Below are 23841 nucleotides of genomic sequence, written 5' to 3'. Positions count from 1 at the left end.
GGGGCCGAGTGATGCATTCCCAGATGAACGACCAGGAGAAACTCCGCGACTACCTCAGGCGGGCGATGGCCGACCTGCGGCAGGCCCGGCGGCGGCTGAGCGACATCGAGGCAAGGAGCGCCGAGCCGATCGCGATCGTGGGGATGTCCTGCTCCTACCCCGGAGGGGCGGACTCACCTGAGGCACTGTGGCGGCTGCTCTCCGAGGGCGGGGACGGGATCTCGCCCTTTCCGTCGGACCGGGGCTGGGACGTCGGCGAGCTGTACGACCCGGACCCCGACCGTCCGGGCCGGACGTACACGCGGCACGGCGGTTTCCTGCGCGACGCCGACCATTTCGACGCGGGCCTCTTCGGGATCAGCCCGCGCGAGGCGGCGGCGATGGACCCGCAGCAGCGGCTGCTGCTGGAGACGGCCTGGGAGGTCTTCGAGCGCTCCGGGTTCGACCCGCTCTCCTTGTCCGGCAGCCGGACCGGGGTGTTCGTCGGCGTCATCGCCCAGGAGCACGCGCCGAGGCAGCCGGACGTCCCGGAGGATGTCGAGGGCTACCTGCTGACCGGGAACACCACGAGCGTCGCGTCCGGCCGGTTGTCCTACACGTTCGGGCTGGAGGGCCCGGCGGTGACCGTCGACACGGCCTGCTCGTCGTCGCTGGTCGCGCTGCACCTGGCCGCGCAGGCGCTCCGCAACGGCGAATGCGAACTCGCGTTGACGGGCGGGGTGACGGTCATGGCCTCACCGAGCCTTTTCGTGGAGTTCAGCCGCCAGCGCGGATTGTCGCCCGACGGCCGCTGCCGGTCCTTCTCCGCCGACGCCGACGGCACCGGCTTCGGCGAAGGCGCCGGACTCGTGCTACTCGAACGACTCTCCGACGCACAACGCAACGGCCACCCCGTCCTGGCCGTCATCCGCGGATCGGCCGTCAACCAGGACGGCGCCAGCAACGGACTCACCGCCCCCAACGGACCCTCCCAGCAACGCGTCATCCACCAAGCCCTGGCCAACGCACGCCTCACACCCCACGACATCGACGCCGTCGAAGCCCACGGCACCGGCACCACCCTCGGCGACCCCATCGAAGCCCAAGCACTCCTCACCACCTACGGACACGACCGACCCGAAGACCACCCGCTGTGGCTCGGATCCATCAAATCCAACATCGGCCACACCCAAGCCGCCGCAGGCATCGCCGGAATCATCAAAATGGTCCTGGCCATGCGCCACGGCACCCTGCCCCAGACCCTCCACGCCGACGAACCCACACCGCACGTGGACTGGGACTCCGGGAACGTCCGGCTGCTGCGGGAATCTGTTGACTGGCCCGGCGACGACCGTCCCCGGCGGGCCGCCGTGTCGTCCTTCGGGGTCAGCGGCACCAACGCTCACGTGATCCTCGAAGAGGCCCCCGCCGCCGAGCCCGTTGAGGAGGAGGCCACCGGACCGGCGACTCCTGCCGAGGGTCCGGTGCCCTGGGTGCTCGCGGCTCAGGACGACGAGGCGCTGCGCGCCCAGGCGGCCCGGCTACGGGGCTTCGTGGAGGACAGGTCCGAACTTGAACCCGCCGATGTCGCGTTCTCCCTGGCCACGTCCCGCGCGGCCCTCGACCGGCGAGCGGTCGTCATCGTCGCCGACCGGGCCCAGGGCCTGGCTCGGCTGGCGGCCTTGGCCGATGGAGCGCCGGAGACCGGCACTGTGCTCGGCGGTGTCGTGCCGGGACGGACGGCGTTCGTCTTCTCAGGTCAGGGCAGCCAGCGTCCCGGCATGGGCCGTGACCTCTACACCGCCTATCCCGTCTTCGCCGACGCCCTGGACGAGGCCGCCCGACACCTCGACACCCACCTCGACCACCCCATCAAGCAGGTGATGTTCGACGACGACCCCACCCTGCTCAACCAGACCACCTACACCCAGCCCGCCCTCTTCGCCTTCCACCTCGCCCTCACCCGCCTCCTCCAGCACTGGGGCATCCACCCCGACATCCTCATCGGCCACTCCATCGGCGAACTCACCGCCGCCCACATCACCGGCACCCTCAACCTCCCCGACGCCGCCCACCTCATCACCACCCGCGCACGCCTGATGAACACCGCACCCCCAGACGGCGCCATGGCCTCCATCCAAGCCCCCGCAAGCGACGTCGCCGAAACCCTCAACACACACCACGGCGTCGCCATCGCCGCCATCAACAGCCCCGCCACCACCGTCATCTCCGGCGACACCACCACCGTCACCACCATCACCCAGCACTGGAAAGAACGCGGACACCGCACCAAACACCTGCGCGTCAGCCACGCCTTCCACTCACCCCACATGGACCCCGTCCTCGACCACTTCCACCACACCGCACAACAGATCACCTACCACCCGCCCACCATCCCCCTCATCTCCAACATCACCGGCACCACCGCCCAACCCGAACAACTCACCGACCCCCACTACTGGACCCGCCACATCCGCGAACCCGTCAACTTCGCGGACGGCGTTCGCGCCCTTCAGGACCACGGCACCACCCGCTTCATCGAGATCGGCCCCACCGCCACACTGACCCAGCTCGTGCATGAGTGCCTCGACGACGCGGCCGACACGGCCGTGCTGGTCCCCACGCAGCGTCGTGACCGTCCCGAGGTGGACGAGCTCTTGGGGGCGATGGGCCGCCTCCACGTGTCCGGAGCGGCGCCGACGTGGCCCGTGACGGCGGCGGGGGCGGGGGCGCGGCGGGTGGAGTTGCCCACTTATCCGTTCCAGCGGCAGCAGTACCGCATCAACGCGCGGGCCGCGGCCGCCGATGCGCGGTCGGCGGGGCTGGCCCCCACCGGGCATCCGCTGCTCGGCGCCGCGATCGGGCTGGCCGGGGCCGATGGGCTGCTGCTGACGGGACGTCTCTCCTCGCAGGGGCATCCGTGGCTGGCGGATCACGCCGTCCACGGTGCCGTCCTGCTGCCGGGGACGGGTTTCGTGGAGCTGGCGATCCAGGCGGGCGACCAGGTCGGCTGCGGGCGCGTCGAGGAGCTGACCCTGGAGAGCCCGCTGATCCTGCCGGACGAGGGCGGGGTCCAGGTGCAGGTCCGGGTCGAGGGCCCGGACGGGTCGGGCCGCCGGCCGGTCGGTGTCCATTCGCGGCCGGAGGGCGCCGCGTCCGACGACCCGTGGACCCTGCACGCCACCGGGCTGCTGAGCCCGGACGTCCCGGCCGCGGAAGCCGAGGGCGGCGACGCGGACACCGGCTCGTGGCCGCCGCCCGGTGCGGAGCGTCTCGACACCGGTGACCTGTACGAGCGTTTCGAGGCGATCGGCGTCGGTTACGGCCCGGCGTTCCGCGGGCTGCGGTCCGCCTGGCGGCTCGGGGACGACGTCTACGCCGAGATCGCGCCGCCCGGCGGTCTCGACGGCACCGGCTACGGCCTGCATCCCGCCCTTCTCGACGCCGCCTTGCACGCGCTCGGCGCCGACGCCTTCGCCGGGCGGTCCGACACGTCCGAGGGCTCCGAACCGGAGGTCCTCCTGCCGTTCACCTGGGCCGGTGTCACACTGCACGCCACCGGCGCGGGTGCCCTGCGCGTGCGTCTGTCACCGACGGGGCCGCGCACCCTGTCCCTGAGCGTCGCCGACCCGGCGGGCGCCCCGGTGGCCACGGTCGAGGCCCTCACCGTCCGGCCCGTCTCCGCCGACCGGCTCGCCCCCCGCCCCGCGCACCATGACTCGCTGTTCCATGTCGGCTGGACGCCGGTGCCCGCCGTGGAAGGCACCGCCCCCCGGGCCGCCGTTCTCGACGCCGACGACCCCGATCCGGGCTCGCTCGGAGACGACGTCCCGGACCTGGTCCTCCTGCCGTGCGCGGCGGAGCGGCCCGAGGACGTCCGGCCGCTCGTCGCGCGTGTCCTGGGTCTCGTCCAGGACTGGGTCGCGGACCCGCGGTTCGCCGAGTCCCGCCTGGTGGTCGTGACCCGCGGCGCCGTACAGGCCCTCGACGGCGAGGACGTGCCGGGCCTGCACTCGGCGCCGCTGTGGGGCCTGGTCCGCAGCGCCCAGGCGGAGGAACCCGGACGGCTGCTGCTGGCCGACGTGGACGGCTCCGAGGCGTCATGGGACGGGCTGCCCGCGCTGCTCGGCGCCGCCGTCGCCGCGGGTGAGACGCAGCTCGCCGTCCGGGCGGGGACCGCGTACGCGCCCCGCCTCGCCCGCGCCGCCTCCGACGGCGGGCTCACACCTCCGCCGGAGCCCGGCTGGCGGCTGGAGCCCGGCGGGGCCGGGACCCTCGGTGACCTGGCCGTCGTCCCGACGACGGCGGCCGACGAGCCACTGCGGGCGGGTCAGGTCCGGGTGCGGATGCGCGCGGTCGGCCTGAACTTCCGCGACGTCATGATCACTCTTGGCGTGTACCCGGGAGAGGCGCTGCCCGGCACCGAGGGCTCCGGCGTCGTCCTCGACGTCGGCCCCGACGTCGCCGGGCTGTCACCGGGCGACCGCGTGACGGGCCTGTTCACCGGGGCGATGGGGCCGGTCGCGGTCACCGACCACCGGCTGGTCGCCCGTTTCCCCCGCTCGTGGTCGTACGCGCGGGCGGCGTCCGTGCCCGTGGTCTTCCTCACCGCCTACTACGCGCTGCGCGATCTGGCGGGCCTCGGCGAGGGCGAGTCCGTGCTCGTCCACTCCGCCGCGGGCGGCGTGGGCATGGCGGCCGTCCAGCTCGCCCGGCACCTGGGCGCGGAGGTGTTCGGGACGGCGAGTCCCGGCAAGTGGGACGCGCTGCTCCCGCTCGGCCTCGGCCGCGACCGGCTCGCGTCGTCGAGGACGCTGGAGTTCGAGGAGCACGTCCTCACGGCCACCGGAGGCCGCGGGGTCGATGTGGTGCTGAACTCCCTCGCGGGCGAGTTCATCGACGCCTCGCTGCGGACATTGCCGCGCGGTGGCCGCTTCGCGGAGATGGGCAAGACCGACCTGCGCGACCCGGAGGTCGTGCGGCGCGCGCATCCGGGCGTCGAGTACCGGGCGTTCGACCTGCACGAGGCAGGGCCCGACCGCATCCGCGAGATGCTGGCCGAGGTCCTGTCCCTGTTCGAGGACGGCGTGCTCCGGCCGCCGCCCGTGACCGCCTGGGACCTGCGCCAGGCGCCGGAGGCGTTCCGGCATCTGGGACGGGCACGGCACGTCGGCAAGGTCGTCCTCACCCTCCCGGCACCGCTCGATCCCGACGGCACCGTCCTGATCACCGGAGGCACCGGCGCCCTCGGCGGCCTGCTGGCGCGGCACCTGGTGTCCGGGCACGGCGCGCGGCGGCTGCTGCTGACGAGCCGCCGGGGCGAGGCGGACCCGGCGCTGACCGCCGAGCTCACCGCGCTCGGCGCCGAGGTCACCGTCGCCGCCTGCGACGTGGGCGACCGGGACGCGGTCGCCGGGCTGCTGGAGTCGATTCCGGACGACCATCCCCTGACCGCGGTGGTGCACGCGGCGGGCGTCGTCGACGACGGCACACTCGGGGCCCTGACGCCGGAGCGGTTCGACGCGGTGTTCCGTCCGAAGGTCGATGCGGCGTGGCACCTGCACGAACTCACCGCCGACCTGGACCTGTCGGCCTTCGTCCTCTACTCCTCCCTCGCCGGAACCCTCGGCAACCCAGGACAAGGCAACTACGCCGCCGCCAACGCCTACCTCGACGCACTCGCCCAGCACCGCCACGCACACGGCCACCCCGCCCTCTCCCTCGCCTGGGGACTCTGGGAACAACCCAGCGCCACGACCGGCGGACTGGCCCGGAACCTCGAACGGGCCGACACCGCCCGTATCGCCCGCGCCGGACTGACCGCGCTCTCCGCCGAGGAAGGGCTGGCCCTGTTCGACGCGGCCCTGGCGCGCGGCCGGGCGAGCGTCGTCCCGGCCCGCCTCAGCGGCGCGGCGACCTCCGGAGGCGCGGTACCGCCGATACTGCGCGACGTGACGCGGGCCGCGCCCGCCCGGCGGACCGCCGCGACCGAGGCCGGCGCCTCGTCCTTCGCGCGGCTCCTGGCCGACCTCCCGGAGGCGGAACGGTACGGCGCCGCCCTGGACGTGGTGCGCGCGCAGGCCGCCGCCGTCCTCGGGCACGCCTCGGCGGACGCGATCGGGCCGGACCGTTCGTTCAAGGACCTCGCGTTCGACTCCCTCACCGGCGTGGAGCTGCGCAACCGGCTGGCCACGGCCACCGGCCTGCGGCTGCCCGCCACCCTCGTCTTCGACCACCCCACGCCCGCCGGGCTCGCCGCCCACCTGCTCGCCGAGGCCGCGGGCGCCGGAGCGGCGACGGCCGGACGGAAAACCCGCGCCGCGACGGCCGCGGCCGGGGACGAACCCCTCGCGATCATCGGCATGGCCTGCCGCTATCCCGGCGGGGCCGCGACGCCGGAGGACCTGTGGAGGCTCGTCGCCACCGGCACCGACGCCATCGGCCCCTTCCCCGCCGACCGTGGCTGGGACATCGACGCGCTCTACGACCCCGACCCGGACCACCCCGGAACCACCTACACCACCCAGGGCGGCTTCCTTTACGACGCCGACCTGTTCGACCCGGCGTTCTTCGGGATCAGCCCGCGCGAGGCCGCCGCGATGGACCCGCAGCAGCGGCTTCTCCTGGAGACGGCGTGGGAGGCCGTCGAACGCGCGGGCCTGGACCCGGCCTCACTGCGCGGAAGCGCCACCGGCGTCTACACCGGAGTGGTCTCCCAGGACTACGCCCCGCGCATCCACGAGGCGGCGGAGTCGCTTGAGGGCTACCTGATGACGGGGAACGCCACCAGCGTCGCGTCCGGCCGGTTGTCCTACACGTTCGGGCTGGAGGGCCCGGCGATGACGATCGACACCGCCTGCTCGTCCTCGCTGGTCGCGCTGCACCTGGCCGCGCAGGCGCTCCGCAACGGCGAGTGCGATCTGGCGCTCGCGGGCGGCGCCATGGTGATGCCGACCCCGGCGCTGTTCGTGGAGTTCAGCCGCCAGCGCGGCCTGTCGCCCGACGGTCGCTGCCGGTCCTTCTCCGCCGACGCCGACGGCACCGGCTGGGGCGAGGGCGCGGGGATGCTGCTGGTAGAGCGGCTCTCGGACGCGCAGCGCAACGGCCACCCCGTTCTTGCGATCGTCCGAGGCTCCGCGGTCAACCAGGACGGTGCCAGCAACGGGCTGACCGCCCCCAACGGGCCGTCCCAGCAACGCGTCATCCAGCAAGCCCTGGCCAACGCACGCCTCACACCCCACGACATCGACGCCGTCGAAGCCCACGGAACCGGCACCACCCTCGGCGACCCCATCGAAGCCCAAGCACTCCTCGCCACCTACGGGCAGGACCGCGACCGTCCACTCTGGCTCGGGTCGATCAAATCCAACATCGGCCACTCGGCCGCCGCCGCCGGGGTGGCCGGGATCATCAAGATGGTCATGGCGTTCCATCACGACCTGCTGCCGCCGACCCTGCACGCCGAGGAGGCGACGCCGCACGTCGACTGGGACTCCGGTGCCGTGCGGCTGCTGCACGAGCCGGTCCCGTGGGCGCGGAACGGCCATCCGCGCCGCGCGGCGGTCTCGTCCTTCGGCGTCAGCGGCACCAACGCCCACATCATCCTCGAACAGGCCCCCGCCGCCGACGTCGTCGAGGACACGGCGCCACCGGAGCCGGGTCCCGTGTCCTGGCCGGTCTCCGCCAAGAGCGACGAGGCGCTACGCGCCCAGGCCGAGCGGCTCCACGATCACATCTCCGGGCACCCCGAACTCGCCCTCCCCGACATCGCCCACTCGCTGGTGCACCGGACCCGATTCGATCACCGTGCGGTGGTGGTGGGATCGTCCCGGGACGAACTGCTGTCCGGGCTGGACGCCCTGGCCCATAGCGAGGAGTCGCCTCACGTGGTGCGCGGGATCGCCCGCAGCCACCACAAAACCGTCTTCGTCTTCCCCGGCCAAGGCTCCCAATGGACCGGCATGGCCCTCGACCTGCGGAACACCTCCGCCATGTTCCGCGAAAGCCTCGACGCCTGCGCTGATGCCCTGGCCCCCTACCTCGACCAGCCCCTGACCGACGCACTGGCCGACCCCGACGCCCTCCAACGCGTCGACATCGTCCAACCCGCACTCTTCGCCGTCATGATCTCCCTCGCCCGCCTCTGGCGCCACCACGGCATCCACCCCCACGCCGTCACCGGCCACTCCCAAGGCGAAATCGCCGCCGCCCACGTAGCCGGAGCCCTCACCCTCGACGACGCCGCCAAAGTCGTCGCCCTGCGCAGCAAAGCCATCACCGCACTCGCCGGAACCGGCGCCATGGCCTCCCTCTCACTGCCGATAGAACAAGCCCGCCAGCACCTGGGCCCCGGACTGTCGATCGCCGCCATCAACGGACCCGCCACCACCATCATCTCCGGCGACACCCACGCCATCGACCACCTCCTCACCACCTGCGAGGCCCAGGGGATCCACGCCCGCCGCATCCCCGTCGACTACGCCTCCCACTCCCCCCACGTCCAGCAACTCCACCAACAAATACTCAACGCCCTCGCCGACCTGTCGCCGCGCGCCAGCGACATCCCCTTCTACTCCACCCTCACCGGCCAGCCCATCGACACCACCACGCTCGACGCCGAGTACTGGTACCAGAACCTGCGCAACACCGTCCAATTCCAACCCGCCATCGACAAACTCACCCACGACGGGCACACCCTGTTCATCGAGACCAGCCCGCACCCCGTCCTCATCTCACCTATCCAGGACACCACCACCGACTCCGGCGCCGCCGTCATCGGCACACTGCGACGCGACCACGGCGACCTGCACACCTTCACCACCGCCCTGGCCACCGCCCACACCCACGGCGCACCCGTCCACTGGCACACCAACGGCCGCCACCTCGACCTGCCCACCTACCCCTTCCAACGCCAGCGCCACTGGATCGACGCGCCGGTGCGCACGGGCGACGTCGCTTCGTCCGGTCTGGGAGCCACCACGCATCCTCTGCTGGGGGCGGCGGTCGACCTCGCCGACGGGCGCGGGTCGCTGTTCACCGGACGGATCTCCCTGCACACCCACCCCTGGCTCGCCGACCACGCCGTCGCCGGTACCGTCCTGCTGCCCGGCACCGCGTTCGTCGACCTCGCGCTGCACGCGGGCGGGCACGCCGGACTGAGCCGCCTCGAAGAGCTGACCCTGGCCGCACCGCTGATCGTCCCCAGGACGGGTGGGGTACGGATCCAGCTTTCCCTCGGCGCGGCCGAAGGCGACGGACGGCGAACCGTCGCCTTGCACTCCAGGGCCGAGGACGCCCCTGACGGCCAGTGGACCCACCACGCGGACGGGGTCCTCGCCGAGTCGGCGGAGGACCCGCCCCAGCGGCGGGAGGGTGCGTGGCCACCGCCGGACGCGCTCGCCATTGACGTCACCGACTTGTACGAGCGCCTCACCGACCAGGGCTACGACTACGGCCCGGTCTTCCAGGGAGTGCGGGCGGCGTGGCGCGACGGCGACGACCTCTACGCCGAGATCGCCCTCCCCGACGACACCGCCACCACCGGCTTCGGCCTGCACCCCGCCCTCCTCGACGCCGCGCTGCACGCGGCCGGGCTGGTCTCCGGAGAGGTGACGGAGATCCGGTTGCCGTTCGCGTGGAACGACGTCACGTTCCACGCCGACGTGCCCGCCGGGCCTCTTCGTGTGCGCGTGTCGCCGCCCGACGGAGACGCGGTGTCCCTGTCGATCACCGATGCGGCCGGGGCACCGGTCGCCACGGTGGGTTCCCTGACGACCCGTCCGATCACGACCGGGCAGCTCGCAGCCGTCCGCGGGGGCGGACAGTCCCTGTTCGGCCTGGAGTGGACGCGGGCGGCCGCCGTGTCCGGCGCGCGGCCCGGACGCTGGGCACGGCTCGGAACGCAGGACCCCGCACCGCCGCACGACGCCCACGCCGAGCCCTACGCCGACCTGACGGCGCTGGGCGAGGCCGTCGCCGGCGGGGCGGCCGTGCCCGAGGCGGTCCTCCTTCCCGCGGTCGCCGGTCCGGCGGACGTCCCGGACCGCGCCCGCGATCTCACCCACCGTGTGCTCGCCGTGCTGCGGGAATGGACGGCGGACGACCGCTTCACCGCGTCCCGCCTGGTGGTGGTGACCCGGGGCGCCGTGGCCGCCGACCCTGGAGACGACGTCGGGGATCCGGCCGCCGCGACCGTGTGGGGCCTGGTCCGCTCGGCCCAGGCGGAGGAGCCGGGGCGGATCGTGCTGCTCGACCTCGACACGCCGTCCCCGGAGGCGGTGGCGGCGGCGCTGGCCACCGGCGAGCCGCAGGTCGTGGTGCGCGGCGGCGAGGTCCGGGTGCCACGGCTGGTCGTGCGGACGGCGGCGGACACGACCGGGGCGGACACGACCGGGGCGGGCACGACCGGGGCGGACGCCGCGCGTCCGTCGTTCGGGGACGGGACGGTCCTGATCACCGGCGGGACGGGTGCCCTCGGCGGGCTCGTCGCCGTGCACCTGGCGGCCGAGCACGGTGTCCGGCGGCTGCTGCTGGTCAGCCGGTCCGGTTCCGCCGCTCCAAGCGCGGACGGGCTGGTGGATGTCCTCGCCGGGCTCGGCGCGGAGGCGACCGTCGCCGCCTGCGACGTGGCCGACCCCGCCGCGCTCGCCGCGCTGCTCGCGTCGCCGCCCTCCGGTCACGCGGTCACGGCGGTCGTGCACGTCGCCGGCGTCCTCGACGACGGCACCCTCGGCTCGCTCACCCCGGAGCGCGTCGACGCCGTCCTGCGTCCCAAGGTCGACGCCGCGTGGAACCTGCACACCCTCACCCGCGACCTGGACCTGTCGGCGTTCGTCCTGTTCTCCTCCCTGACCGGCACCCTCGGCACCGCGGGACAGGGCAACTACGCCGCCGCCAACGCCTTCCTCGACGCGCTGGCGGGCCACCGCCGAGCACGCGGGCTGCCCGCCACGTCCCTCGCCTGGGGCCTGTGGCAGCGGGCCGGGGCCATGACCGGCCACCTCGACAAGGGCGACCTCGCCAGGGTGGGCCGGGGCGGGCTGCTGCCGCTGTCCGACGACGAGGGCCTGACGCTCTTCGACGCCGCCCTCGCGCTCGGCGGGGACGTGACGGCCATCGCCCGGCTGGACATTCCCGCGCTGCGTGCGCAGGCGTCCGCCGGGCTGCTGCCCCCGGTACTGCGAAGCCTGGTCCGGACACCGGCACGGAACGCCGGGGGCGGCGCGGAAGCCGCTCCGCTCGCCGAACGGCTCGCCGGGCTCGCGCCCGAGGCGCGGCAACGGGCCGTGCTCGATCTCGTCCGAGGCCAGGTCACGGCCGTCCTCGGGCATCCGACACCGGGCACGATCGACACCGGCGCCGCTTTCAAGGAGCTGGGGTTCGACTCCCTCACCGCGGTCGAGCTCCGCAACCGCCTGGGCGCCGCCGCCGGGCTCCGGCTGCCCGCGACACTCGTGTTCGACCATCCGACGCCCGCCGCCCTGGCCGACCACATCGTCGCCGCCGTCACCGCGGACGCGGTCCCGCCCGTCCTCGCCGAACTCGACCGGCTGGAGGAGGCGCTGGCGGCCGTCGGCGGCGAGGAGGCCGGGCGCCTCGGCGTCGAGTCCCGCCTCCGGGCACTGCTGTCCGGGCTCGGCGGCCGCACCACGCCCACCCCGCAGGACGGCGAGGGGGACACGGACTCGCTGGGCACCGCGACGGCCGACGAGATCTTCGAACTGATCGACAAGGACCTCGGCCGGGCCTCGACGTGACGACCGAGCCGCCGACCACCGGAGGAACAGCGCCCATGGCTGACGAGAAGAAGCTCCTGGACTACCTCAAGTGGGTCACGGCCGATCTGCGGAAGACCCGCAGGCAGCTGGACGAGGCCAAGGCCGGGAGCCGCGAGCCGATCGCCGTCGTGTCGTTGAGCTGCCGCTACCCGGGCGGCGCGGACACGCCGGAGAGACTGTGGGACCTGGTCGCCGAAGGCCGTGACGCCATCGGGGGCTTCCCCGAGGACCGCGGCTGGGACGTCGAGGACCTGTACGACCCCGACCCTGACGCGACCGGGAAGTCGTCCACGCGGCACGGCGCCTTCCTCGACGGGGCCCTGGACTTCGACGCGGGTTTCTTCGGCATGAGCCCGCGTGAGGCCCTGGCGACCGATCCGCAGCAGCGGCTGCTGCTGGAGACGGCGTGGGAGGCCGTCGAGCGTGCCGGGATCGACCCGGCGTCCCTGCGCGGCAGCTCGACCGGCGTGTTCGCCGGGCTGATGTACGGCGACTACGCGCACCGGCTGCACACGCCACCGGAAGGACTGGAAGGTCTTCTCGGCAACGGCAGCGCGGGCAGCGTCGCCTCGGGCCGGGTGGCCTTCACCCTCGGCCTTGAGGGTCCCGCCGTGACGGTGGACACCGCCTGCTCGTCGTCGCTGGTGGCCGTCCATCTGGCCGTGCAGGCGCTCCGCAACGGCGAGTGCGCGCTGGCGCTGGCGGGCGGCGTCACGGTGATGGCGACGTCAGGTCTGTTCGTGGAGTTCAGCCGTCAGCGCGGGCTGTCACCCGACGGGCGCTGCCGGTCCTTCTCCGCCGACGCCGACGGCACCGGCTTCGGCGAAGGCGCCGGACTCGTGCTACTGGAACGACTCTCCGACGCACAACGCAACCGCCACCCCGTCCTGGCCGTCATCCGCGGCTCGGCCGTCAACCAGGACGGCGCCAGCAACGGGCTCACCGCCCCCAACGGACCCTCCCAGCAACGCGTCATCCAGCAGGCACTGGCCAACGCACGCCTCACACCCCACGACATCGACGCCGTCGAAGCCCACGGAACCGGCACCACCCTCGGCGACCCCATCGAAGCCCAAGCACTCCTCACCACCTACGGGCACGACCGACCCGAAGACCACCCGCTGTGGCTCGGATCCATCAAATCCAACATCGGCCACACCCAAGCCGCCGCAGGCATCGCCGGAATCATCAAAATGGTCCTGGCCATGCGCCACGGCACCCTCCCCCGCACCCTCCACGCCGACGAACCGACACCGCACGTGGACTGGGACTCCGGCAACGTCCGGCTGCTGAAGGAACCCGTCGACTGGCCCGGCGACGACCGTCCTCGCCGCGCCGCCGTGTCGTCCTTCGGGATCAGCGGCACCAACGCCCACGTCATCCTCGAACAGGCACCCGCCGCCGAACCCGTGCCGGACGAGACCGCCGGGAGCGCCGCCCCCGCCGTGCTGCCGTGGGTGTTGTCCGGGCGCTCGGAACAAGCGCTCCGGGCGCAGGCCGAGCGGCTCCATGCCCTCGTCACCGCGCATCCGAAGGCGCGCGCGGAAGATATCGCCTACTCCCTGGCCACGACCCGCACCGCGTTCGAGCGTCGCGCCGTCGTGCTGGGTGCGGACCGCGACGACCTGCTACGCGGCCTGGAAGCCCTGATCCGCGGTGAGACCTCGCCCGACCTGGTCCGAGGAGTCGCACGGCCGGGCCGGACGGCGTTCCTGTTCTCTGGTCAGGGCAGCCAGCGTCCCGGTATGGGCCGTGACCTCTACACCGCCTATCCCGTCTTCGCCCAAGCCCTGGACGAAACCGCCCGACACCTCGACACCCACCTCGACCACCCCATCAAGCAGGTGATGTTCGACGACGACCCCACCCTGCTCAACCAGACCACCTACACCCAGCCCGCCCTCTTCGCCTTCCACCTCGCCCTCACCCGCCTCCTGCAGCACTGGGGCATCCACCCCGATCTGCTCATCGGCCACTCCATCGGCGAACTCACCGCCGCCCACATCACCGGCACCCTCAACCTGAGTGACGCCGCCCACCTCATCACCACCCGCGCACGCCTGATGAACACCGCACCCCCAGACGGCGCCATGGCCTCCATCCAAGCCCCCGCCCACGAGGTCGCACCCACCCTCAACGGACACCCCAACGTCGCCATCGCCGCCATCAACAGCCCCGCCACCACCGTCATCTCCGGCGACACCACCACCGTCACCACCATCACCCAGCACTGGAAAGAACGCGGACACCGCACCAAACACCTGCGCGTCTCCCACGCCTTCCACTCACCCCACATGGACCCCGTCCTCGACCACTTCCACCACACCGCACAACAGATCACCTACCACCCGCCCACCATCCCCCTCATCTCCAACATCACCGGCACCACCGCCCAACCCGAACAACTCACCGACCCCCACTACTGGACCCGCCACATCCGCGAACCCGTCGACTTCCACAAGGGCGTCACGACACTGGAGGCCGAGGGGGTCACCACCGCGATCGAGGTGGGCCCGGACGCCGTCCTCACTCCGATGGCCGAGCAGGTCCTCACGTCCCCCCAGGCGTGCGTCCCGGCGCTGCGCCGCGACCGGCCGGGACCGCGGGCGGTCGTGCACGCCGCCGCGTCCGCCTTCGTCCGCGGCGTGACGGTGGACTGGGATGCCATGTTCGCCGGCGCCGGACGGGTCGACCTGCCGACCTACCCGTTCCAGCGCCGCCGCTACTGGATCGACGCGGCGGCGGGGACACCCGCGCGCGGGGCACAGGCCCGTTTCTGGGAGGCGGTCGAGGACGGCGACCACGCGTGGCTCGCCGACGCGCTCCAGACCGGCGACCCCGACCAGGCGAAGGCGCTGGCCGAGGTGCTCCCGGCGCTGTCGGACTGGTGGCGGCGCCATCGTCCGGCTCCACCCACCGGCCTGCCGTTCGAGGACGGCCCGGAGGGCGAACCGGACCCGGAGGCGTTCGAACAGCTGGTCAACCGGCTATCCGGCGAGTCCGAGGAGGGACGGGAGCGTGTGGTGTCCGACCTCGTCCTCGGTCACGCGGCGGCCGTGCTGGGGCACGACTCGGCCGCCGAGATCGACCCCGAGCTTCCCTTCGCCGAGAGCGGCTTCAACTCGCTCACCGCATTGGACCTGCGGAACCGGCTGTGCGCCGCCACCGGGCTGACGCTTCCCGCCGTGGCGGTCTTCGAGCACCCGACCCCCGGCGCGCTCGTCCACTACCTGCTGCGCGAGCTTCTCGGCGACCCGGCGCCCGCCACCCCCTGAGCCGGGAGGGCCTTCAACTGACAAGGCCCTGAAACCGCAGGGCCCCGGAACCACAGGGCCCTGGAACGGCAGAGCCCCTGGTCCGGCCCGTCAGCGAGGTCGGATCAGGGGCCGTCAGATCGCGGCCGTGGCGCCGACGGGATCGCCGAACCAGGTCGCGAGCGCCGAACGCAGCCCCGCGACGTCGCCGGTGTCTTCGGCGGCGCCGGTGCCCCCGGCCCAGGCGGCGTAGCCGTCGGGGCGGACGAGCACGGCCGAGGCCGCGAGTTCGGGGACCGGATCCGCGGAGACCAGATCCACCCGGTCCCGCCATCCCGCGATCCCGGCCCGGTCGAGCCCGCCGCCGGACAGGTCGAGCAGCACGCCGCGCGCGGAGTGCAGGGTGTGCGCGAACGGGATCGGCCCCTCGGGCGTGTTCAGCGTGACGTGCGGGACGCGCCGTCCGATCAGCGGGTGCGCGTCCTGCGCGCCGGGCGCGGGAGGGTAGCGGACGTCCAGCCCGTTCAAGGTCTCGATCAGGTGCCGGCCCGCCTCGGCCTGGCCCGCCCGCATGATCTCGGCGAACAGCTCACGGAGCGGCCCGACGGTGTCGAGCGGGTGCATCAGCGCGGTCTGGGCGCGGCTGTTGCGGCACACGCGCGCGCCGACCGGGTGGCGCTCATCGTGGTAGCTGTCGAGCAGGCCCGGCGGCGCCCAGCCGTTGATCTCGGCGGCGAGCTTCCAGCCGAGGTTGACCGCGTCCTGGACGCCGGTGTTCAGCCCGGGCCCGCCGGACGGGAAGTGGACGTGGGCGGCGTCGCCCGCCAGGAGGACGCGGCCCTTGCGGTAGGTCTCGGCCAGGCGGGTCGCGTTGCCGAACCGCGACAGCCAGCGCACCTCGCCGATCGTCAGGTCGATGCCGCCGACGCGCCGGACGGCGTCGCGCTGCTCGTCGGCGGTCACCGGCGTGTCCCGGCCGGGCGGGCCGGTCTCGAACTGGACGGCCATGACCCGGTGCATGCCCGGTTCGAGGGGCGCGAGCGGGACGATGGAGACGATGCCGCGCTCGAACAGGTCGATGAAGACGCGTCCCGGGAACGGCTCGTCGACGAGGGCCATCTCCCCGGTGATCGCGTACGTGGTCGAGGGGGTCCCCGGGAAGCCGATCCCGGCCGCCTTGCGGACCGTGCTGTGCGCCCCGTCGCAGCCCACGACCCAGGAGCCGCGCAACCGGTACTCGCCCGCCGCGGATCGCACGCGCACCGTGGCGCCCGAGCCGTCCTGGTCGAGGCCGACCGTCTCGTGGCCCCGGCGGACGTCCACGCCCAGCTCGCGGGCGCGCGCCTCCAGAAGCCGCTCCATGCGCCACTGCTGGACGCGGATCGGCAGCGTCTCGGGCGGCACGACCGAGGTGAGGTCGAGCAGCCCGAACTTGAACTCGCGCACCCGCGGGTTGTCCGCGAACCAGTCGAGGCCCCGCTGGGCGAAGCATTCGGCCGGACGCTGCCCGAGGACCAGTGACCGCGAGGTGCGGGTGGGCTCGGTGAGGCGCTCGACGACGACGGCGCCGACCCCGGCCAGGCTCAGCTCGCAGGCGAGCAGCAGGCCGGTGGGGCCGCCGCCGACGATGACGACGTCGTGCTCCGATACCGGTTCCCCGTCACCGGTCCCTCCGTCGGCGCGGCCGTCCGGGCTCATCCGGCCGCGCCGGCGGGGGCGGGTTCACCGAACCAGGTGGCGAGGGCCCAGCGGAGGCCCTTGCCGTCGCCGCCCGTGCGGTCGGCGTAGGCCACGTGGCCGTCCGGCCGCACCAGCAGCACCGCGGCGTCCAGCTCCGGCACGGGCTTCGCGGTGACGATGTCGACCCGCCCGGCCCAGGCGGCGGCCTCGCCGAGATCGGCGGCGCCGCCGGACAGGTCCAGCAGCACCCCCCGGCCGGCGTGCAGGGCCTCGGCGGTGCCGGCGGGCCCCCCGCCGGTGTCCAGCGGCACGTCCGGGACGGGCCGTCCGAGCAGGGGGTGCGGCTCCCCCTCGGTGCCCTCCGCGACGGGCAGGGGATAGCCCGTCGCGGACGGCAGCTCCAGCAGGAACCGGTTGACCGCGCCGATCTCCAGCAGCTCCGCGACGAGCCCGCGCAGCGGCGTGACCCGGTCGAACGGATGCATCAGGGCCATCTGCGCCCGCGCGTGCGAGCAGATCCGCTCACCGACCGGGTGCCGCTCCCCGTGGTAGGTGTCGAGGAGGCCGTCCGGGGCCCGGCCCTGGATCTCGGCGGCCAGCTTCCAGCCGAGGTTGACCGCGTCCTGGATGCCGGCGTTCAGGCCCTGCGTGCCGGAGATGTAGAGGACGTGGGCGGCGTCCCCGGCCAGCAGCACCCGTCCCTCCCTGTACCGCCGGGCGTGACGGGTGGTGCCGCCGAACCGCGCCAGCCACCGCACACCCTCGACCTCGGGGTCGGTGCCGGTCACCCGGCGGATGCTCGCGCGCAGTTCCTCCGCGGTGACGGGCGTTCCGGGGCCCGGGCCCTCCGCGCCGAACTCGATGGTCATCAGCCGCAGCTCGCCGGGCTGGAGCGGCAGCGCCCCGAACATGCCCTGCTGGAACAGCCCGGTCGTGAACTCGGGCGGCGGGCCATCCGAGAGGACGACGTCGCCGAGGACGCCGTGGTAACCGAGGCCGGCCGTCTCGAACTCGATCCCGGCGAGTCGCCGGACCCTGCTGTCCGCGCCGTCGCAGCCCACCAGGAAGGCGCCCCGGAGTCGGTCCGGGCCCGCGGCGGAGCGGGTCTCGACGGTGACCCCGGTGGCGTCCTGTTCGAAGCCCACCAGCTCGTGGCCCCGGCGGATGTCCACCCCCAGCTCGCGGGCGCGGTCCTCCAGGAGCCGTTCCGTCCGCCACTGGGGAAAGGCGTAGGTGTGGTCCTCCTCGCCCACGCCATCGAGGTCGAGCCAGAAGAAGGCGAACGGAGTGCGGGGCCAGGCCCAGATGTCCTCCTTCCGGATGCGGTCGGCCAAGCCGCGCTGCTTGAACACCTCCAGGGAACGCCCGTGGACGGCCATCCCCTGCGAGTTCTCGTCCGGCTCCGGGTCCCGTTCGAGGACGACGGCGTCCACTCCCAGCAACCCGAGCTCGCACGCCAGCATGAGACCGGCCGGTCCCCCGCCGGCGATGACGACCCTGTCTTCCATCTCCCGCTCCCTCCGCGGACATCCGCACGGCCATGACCCGGCGACGACGGCGCCCCGCGCCGCTCAGAGCATGCTGCGGCCGCCGTCGACCCCGACGTAGGCGCCCGTCACGTGCCGCGTCAGGCCGGAGGCGAAGGCGACGACCGTGTCCGCCACGTCGTCGACGTAGGCGACGCGTCCCAGCGGGGTGACCTTGGCCATCTCGCCCATCATCGGTTCCTGGTGCGGGCCCGCGTTGGCGTCGGTGGGCACCATGCCGGGGGCCACGACGTTGACGCGGACGCGGTCCGGGCCGAGCTCGACGGCCAGCGACCGCGCGAGGGCGTCCTGCGCCGCCTTGGCGACGGAGATCTCCGCGATGCCGCGCCCCGGCCTGCCGCGGGACGCGGTCGCGCCGATCAGCACGATGGAGCCGCCACCCCGGCGGCGCATGCCGGGCAGCACCTCACGGGCCGGGAACAGGGTGGTCGCGAGCTGCGTCGCGACGCGCGCCTGCACGTCCTCGGCGTTGTCGAGGGCGAGGGTGAGGCCCTTGCGGACCCGGTCGATCGCGTTCTCGGTGCTGCCGACGGCGTTGCAGACGAGGACGTCGATGTCGCCGAGCGCGTCGGCCGTCTGCCGCACGATCTCGGCGACGTCCCCGGCGTCGGCGGCGTCGCCCGCGACGGCCACCGCGCGGGACCCGCCCGCCTCGATGTCGGAGACGACCTCCTTCGCCGCGTCCGCGCTGCGCAGGTAGTTGACGCCGACGGCGGCGCCGTGCCGGCCGAACGCCCGCGCGACCCCGGCGCCGATCCCGCGGCTGCCGCCGATGACGAGCGCGACCCGTCCCTCCAGCAGCCGTCCCTCCGGCAGCCGTCCCTCCGGCGTGCCCGCCCCGCTCACCGGCGCTCCCCCGCCGCCTCGGCCCCGGTCTCCGACGCGGTGATGAGCCACGCGGTGGGCTCGGCGAAGTGCCGCAGGTTCACGATCCGCCCGTCGCGGGCGCGCAGCACGTCGATGTAGGTGGTGCGGTAGGTGCCGCCCGTCGTGGACACCGAGCCGAGCCCCTCGAACTCGAACACGACGACCTCGGGGTCGGCCGTCTCGTGGACGACCAGGGACTCGATCTTCTCCAGCTTGAGGGGCGTCGCCGCCTGCCCCTTGATCAGGTACTCGCGGATGGTGTCGCGGCCCTGCAGGTGGCGGACGGCCCCGTGCGGCGCGAAGAGCAGGTCGAGGTCGCCGTCGTCGGCCCACAGGTCCCCGAAGCCGGCCATGTCGATGTCCAGCATGTACTGGATGATCTGGTCGACGACCTCCCTGGGAGTGGCGGCCGGGTTCACGGCGGAGTTCGCGGCAGGGGCGGATTCGGTCATCGGTCAGTGCTCCTTCGTCTCGGTTCGTGCCGTGGGGCGGGTCTCGTCGCCGATGAGCGCGATGGCCCGCTCGGGACAGGCGGAGGCCCCCTTGCGGGCCACGGCCCGCAGCGAGTCCGCCACCTCGAACTCGCCCATCTCGTTGAAACCCATCTCGGTGACCTCGTAGACGTCGCCGGCGAGGGCCTCGCACAGCCCGTGGCCCAGGCAGCGTCCCTGGTCGACGCGGACCCTCACGGCCGGTCCCCCGCCCCCAGCGTGAGGTCGAGGTTCAGCACGCCGCGGGCCGGCGAGTAGTGGTGGACGGGTGTCGTGCCCGGCGTCAGCGCGTAGCGGGGGATCCGCGCGTGCCATTCCTCCAGCGCGATCCTGATGATGCGGCGGGCGACGTGCATGCCGAGGCAGCGGTGCGGCCCGGCGCCGAACGCCAGGTGCCGGGTCTGCGTCCGGTCGAAGTCGACCTCGTCGGGACGGTCGAAGACGTCCGGGTCGAGCCCCGACAGGCCCCACGACAGCAGCACCCGGTCGCCCTTGCGCAGCACCACGCCGTGCCGCTCGACGTCCCGCGTGACCAGCCGCCCGGTGGAGGAGACCGGCGAGTGGCGCAGCAGTTCCTCGGCGATGGCCGGCACCTTGTCCGGGGACGCGGGGATCAGCTCCTGGATCTCCGGGTGCGCCGCGAGGTGCAGGAAGATCAGGCTGAGCGCGGCCGTGGTGGTGTCCAGGCTCGCCAGCATGGACACGAACAGCGCGTTGATCATCTCGTCGCGGGTGGGCTCGCGGCCGTCGTAGGTGGTGCGGAGCATCGCGCTGATGACGTCGCGGCGTCCTTCGACGCCCTCGGCGCGCCGCCGGTCGATGGCCTCGCCGAAGAAGTCCCAGAGCGGCTGGTTCGCGGCCCGGATGTCCTCGTCGGTGCGGGCGTTGGGGATGCCCTCGCGGCGCAGCCAGGTCTTGTGGTCCAGGAGGGCCTTCAGGTGCTCGCGCCCGATCCCGAAGGTGATCAGGAACGTCTCGGCGGGCAGCGCGGTGGCGAACTCGGAGACGAACTCGCAGTGCCCCTTCTCGGCGATCGGGCCGATGGAGTCGACCGCCGCCTGCCGGATCTGCGGGGCGAAGTGGTTGACGACGCCGGGGTTGAACAGGTCCGAGAGCGTCTGCCGCCACTTGCGGTGCTCGTCGCCGTCGAGCTGGATCGGGATCTGCTTGGCCGGGAACACCGTGCGGTGCGGGATGCCGACCTGGGCGCTGGAGAAGATCTCGGGGTTCTTGGCCGCCCACTCGATGTCCTCGTAGCGGGTGAGGATCCAGAAGCCCCCGGCCTCCTCCGAGCGCACGATCGGGGCGTGGTCCCGGACCTCGTTCCAGTGGGAGATCGGGTCCTGCTGGAGCCACGGCTGGTACAGGCTCCAGTGCTCGATCCGCTCGTCCAGCGTCTCGGGCGCCTGCGCCGCGGCCGCGCCCGCGCCTACCGGCTTGGTCATGGTCGGCCTCTCGTGAGGTGACGGGAGTCCCAGCATCACGAGCGCGGCTAAGGCGATCCTTTGCATCGCCTATGCGTGACCTATGCCCGACCTAAGGGGTCCGCGGGCCGGACGCGGACACGACGCGGACACGACGCGGACACGGAGCGGGCATGCGGACGCCCCGGGCCGCAGGGGTCGGCCCGGGGCGTCCACGTCCGTGGTCCCGCGAGGCCGGACGCGGCGTCGGGCGTGCGTCCGGTCTCGCCAGGGTCACTCCTCGGCGCCTCCGGCGAGTGACGGGGCCGCGAGGGGGACGAGCTCGGTGAGCAGCTCGTACGAGCGCAGCCGGTCGGCGGGATCGTGGACGGTGGTCAGCGCCATCAGCTCGTCGGCGCGGGTCGAGGCGAGCAGGTCGTGGACGGCGCGTCCCACCGTCTCGGGCGCCCCGACGAGGTGGCGGCCGGCGCCCTCCCCGATCACCTGCCGTTCGAGCGGTGTGAAGGGATAGACCGCCGCCTCCTCCGGGGGCAGCATCGGGCCCGCCGTGCCGGTGGTGCGCAGCTGGAGGCTGGTGACGGCGAGCGGCCCGGCGAGCCGGCGGGCCCGCTCCTCGGTGTCGGCCACGATCACCGACGACGCGACGATCGCGTACGGCCGCTCCAGGTGCGCGGAGGGCCGGAACTCGTCCCGGTAGAGGTTGAGGGACCGCACGGCGTTCTGGGGGGCGATGTGGTGCGCGAACGCGTACGGCATCCCGAGCTCCGCGGCGAGCGCGGCGCTGGCGGGACTGGACCCGAGCACCCACATGTCCGGACGGTGGCCGGGGGCGGGCACCGCGACGACCTGCGCCTGCGGGTCGCCGTCACCGCCGTTTTCGGAGAAGTAGCCTTCGAGCTCGGCGATCTGACGGCGGAAGTCCCCGCCTCCCCCGGTGGGACGGCGCAGCACGAGCGCGGTGAGCGGGTCGGTGCCCGGCGCCCGGCCGAGGCCGAGGTCGATGCGTCCGGGGTGCAGCACCTCCAGCATCCCGAACTGCTCGGCGACGACCAGCGTCGGGTGGTTGGGCAGCAGCACCCCGCCCGACCCGACCCGCATGGTGGACGTGGCGTTCGCGATCTCGGCGGCCAGCACGGGCGGCGACGAGCTGGCGATGCTGAGGGTGTTGTGGTGCTCGGCCACCCAGTAGCGGTGGTAGCCGAGGCCCTCGACCTTGGGGGCGAGCTGGAGCGTGTCGCGGAGTGCCTGTGCCTGCGAGGATCCGCGCCACACGGGCGCGACGTCGAGGACGGACAGCTTGATGGCGGCGGGTTCGGACAAGGTCGTGGCTCCCTTCGGTGGGTCAGTCGTCCTTCTTCGCCGCGGCCTTGCCCCGGAACCCGAACAGAAGGATCAGGAACGCGATGACCACGATGGCCGCCGCGCAGAGGAAGCTCGTGGCGATGCCGTGCGTGAGCAGGTGGTGGGCCTGCTCCTGCGGGTTCGCCCCTGCCAACGGGTGCTTGGCCTCGTCCCGGACCGCCTCGCCGTAGACCGTCACCAGCACGGCGATGCCCAGTGAGGCGCCGACCTGCTGCATGGTCTGGAGCAGTCCCGACGCCGCGCCCGAGTCCTGCGGCGACACCGAGGACAGGATGGTGACGCTCATCGGCATGAAGCACAGGCCCATGCCGGCGCCGACGAGGATCAGCGGCCCGAGCACGCCGGTCGCGTAGCCGCTGCCGTCGGAGAGCCGGCTGAGCCAGGCCATCCCGATGAAGACCCCCACCGCGCCGGTCAGCATGAGCGGCTTGGGCCCGAACTTCGGGAGCAGCGCGGGCGAGCTGCGCGCGGTGACGATCTGGAGGACCGCCATCGGCAGGAACGCCAGTCCCGCCTTGATCGCGCTGTAGCCGTAGACGTTCTGGAGCAGCTGGGTGACGAAGAAGAACAGCCCCATCAGCGTCGCGGGGAGCAGCAGCATGTTGAGGTACGCGGCGGCCCGGTTGCGGTCGCGCAGCAGGCGGTAGGGCATGACGGGCTGCTTCGCGCGGGCCTCGACGATCAGGAACAGCACGAGGGCGGCGACGGCGACGGCGAAGGACCCGAGGGCGGTGGCGTCGCCCCAGTCCTTCTCCGCGACGCGCGTGAACCCGTAGACCAGCGCGACCATGCCCACGGTCGAGGTGAGCGCCCCGGCCACGTCGAAGCGCCCGGTGTGCCGCGGCGGCTCGTTGACGAACAGCGGCGCGAGCAGCACGATCGCCAGGCCGATCGGCACGTTGATGAACATGACCCAGCGCCAGGAGCCGCCGGAGGTCAGCGCGCCCCCGAGGATCAGGCCGATGACCAGGCCGGAGCCGGCGATGGCGGAGTAGATGCCCATCGCCTTGTTGCGCTCGGCCTCCCCCCTGAAGTTGGTCACGATGAGCGCGAGGGTGCTCGGCCCGGCCAGCGCGGCGCCGGCGCCCTGGCCGACCCGGGCCGCCAGCAGCAGCTCACCGGTCGTGGCGAGGCCGCCGAGCAGCGAGGCGATCGTGAACACCGCGACGCCGGCGACGAACACGCGGCGCCGGCCGAGGACGTCGCCGATCCGCCCGCCCAGCAGGAGCAGGCCGCCGAACGTCAGCGTGTAGCCGGTGATGATCCACGCCTTGCCGGTCTCGGAGAAGTCGAGCCCCCGCTGGATCTCGGGCAGGGCGATGTTCACGATCGTGCCGTCCAGGACGATCATCAGCTGGCAGGCCACGATGACCGCGAGGGCGATCCCGGGCCGGTCCCCGCGGCGGGCCGCGCCCGGGGGCCGTGTCGTCACGCTGGGCGGCGACGGTGAGACGGACATC

The 23841-nt window shown here is 73.3% G+C and carries 10 protein-coding genes; 2 read left to right on the top strand and 8 right to left on the bottom strand.

Annotation, left to right across the window (positions count from 1 at the left end):
* Positions 1 to 11: 11 nt before the first annotated feature.
* The gene (locus tag AGRA3207_RS25680) at positions 12 to 11735 is read left to right on the top strand and encodes a type I polyketide synthase (protein WP_231329571.1); all 11724 of its coding nucleotides are present in this window, start codon (positions 12 to 14) and stop codon (positions 11733 to 11735) included.
* Between the two features lie 35 nt (positions 11736 to 11770).
* Entirely contained in the window at positions 11771 to 15031 is a 3261-nt protein-coding gene (locus AGRA3207_RS25675) for a type I polyketide synthase (RefSeq protein ID WP_231329570.1), read from the top strand.
* A gap of 114 nt (positions 15032 to 15145) precedes the next feature.
* Here AGRA3207_RS25675 and AGRA3207_RS25670 read toward each other — a convergent pair whose 3' ends face one another.
* From AGRA3207_RS25670 to AGRA3207_RS25635, 8 genes are all read right to left on the bottom strand, one after another.
* Complete coding sequence (locus AGRA3207_RS25670) at positions 15146 to 16708, bottom strand: FAD-dependent monooxygenase (RefSeq protein WP_231329569.1); 1563 nt, start codon at positions 16706 to 16708, stop codon at positions 15146 to 15148.
* Complete coding sequence (locus AGRA3207_RS39910; protein ID WP_273699939.1) at positions 16705 to 18198, bottom strand: FAD-dependent monooxygenase; 1494 nt, start codon at positions 18196 to 18198, stop codon at positions 16705 to 16707. The genes AGRA3207_RS25670 and AGRA3207_RS39910 overlap by 4 nt, the downstream gene beginning before the upstream one ends.
* 63 nt (positions 18199 to 18261) lie before the next feature.
* The gene (locus AGRA3207_RS25660; RefSeq protein WP_231329568.1) at positions 18262 to 19083 is read right to left on the bottom strand and encodes an SDR family NAD(P)-dependent oxidoreductase; all 822 of its coding nucleotides are present in this window, start codon (positions 19081 to 19083) and stop codon (positions 18262 to 18264) included.
* A complete protein-coding gene (locus AGRA3207_RS25655; protein WP_231329567.1) occupies positions 19080 to 19556 on the bottom strand; it encodes a nuclear transport factor 2 family protein in 477 nt (158 codons plus the stop codon). Before AGRA3207_RS25655 ends, AGRA3207_RS25660 begins: the two co-directional genes overlap by 4 nt.
* A gap of 3 nt (positions 19557 to 19559) precedes the next feature.
* Entirely contained in the window at positions 19560 to 19793 is a 234-nt protein-coding gene (locus AGRA3207_RS25650) for a ferredoxin (protein ID WP_231329566.1), read from the bottom strand.
* The gene (locus tag AGRA3207_RS25645; RefSeq protein ID WP_231329565.1) at positions 19790 to 21040 is read right to left on the bottom strand and encodes a cytochrome P450; all 1251 of its coding nucleotides are present in this window, start codon (positions 21038 to 21040) and stop codon (positions 19790 to 19792) included. The genes AGRA3207_RS25650 and AGRA3207_RS25645 overlap by 4 nt, the downstream gene beginning before the upstream one ends.
* A gap of 252 nt (positions 21041 to 21292) precedes the next feature.
* A complete protein-coding gene (locus AGRA3207_RS25640; RefSeq protein WP_231329564.1) occupies positions 21293 to 22339 on the bottom strand; it encodes an LLM class flavin-dependent oxidoreductase in 1047 nt (348 codons plus the stop codon).
* Between the two features lie 22 nt (positions 22340 to 22361).
* Positions 22362 to 23840, bottom strand: coding sequence for an MFS transporter (locus AGRA3207_RS25635; protein WP_231329563.1), 1479 nt, complete (start codon positions 23838 to 23840; stop codon positions 22362 to 22364).
* Position 23841 lies beyond the last annotated feature (1 nt).

The organism is Actinomadura graeca, assembly GCF_019175365.1.
GTDB classification, from domain to species: domain Bacteria; phylum Actinomycetota; class Actinomycetes; order Streptosporangiales; family Streptosporangiaceae; genus Spirillospora; species Spirillospora graeca.
This window is presented reverse-complemented; position numbering and strand designations above follow the sequence as displayed.

Bases quoted from the DNA above. Each gene is read 5' to 3' on its own strand.
- AGRA3207_RS25680 (WP_231329571.1), top strand. From the start codon at position 12: ATGCATTCCCAGATGAACGACCAGGAGAAACTCCGCGACTACCTCAGG.
- AGRA3207_RS25675 (WP_231329570.1), top strand. From the start codon at position 11,771: ATGGCTGACGAGAAGAAGCTCCTGGACTACCTCAAGTGGGTCACGGCC.
- AGRA3207_RS25670 (WP_231329569.1), bottom strand. From the start codon at position 16,708: ATGAGCCCGGACGGCCGCGCCGACGGAGGGACCGGTGACGGGGAACCG.
- AGRA3207_RS39910 (WP_273699939.1), bottom strand. From the start codon at position 18,198: ATGGAAGACAGGGTCGTCATCGCCGGCGGGGGACCGGCCGGTCTCATG.
- AGRA3207_RS25655 (WP_231329567.1), bottom strand. From the start codon at position 19,556: ATGACCGAATCCGCCCCTGCCGCGAACTCCGCCGTGAACCCGGCCGCC.
- AGRA3207_RS25645 (WP_231329565.1), bottom strand. From the start codon at position 21,040: ATGACCAAGCCGGTAGGCGCGGGCGCGGCCGCGGCGCAGGCGCCCGAG.
- AGRA3207_RS25635 (WP_231329563.1), bottom strand. From the start codon at position 23,840: ATGTCCGTCTCACCGTCGCCGCCCAGCGTGACGACACGGCCCCCGGGC.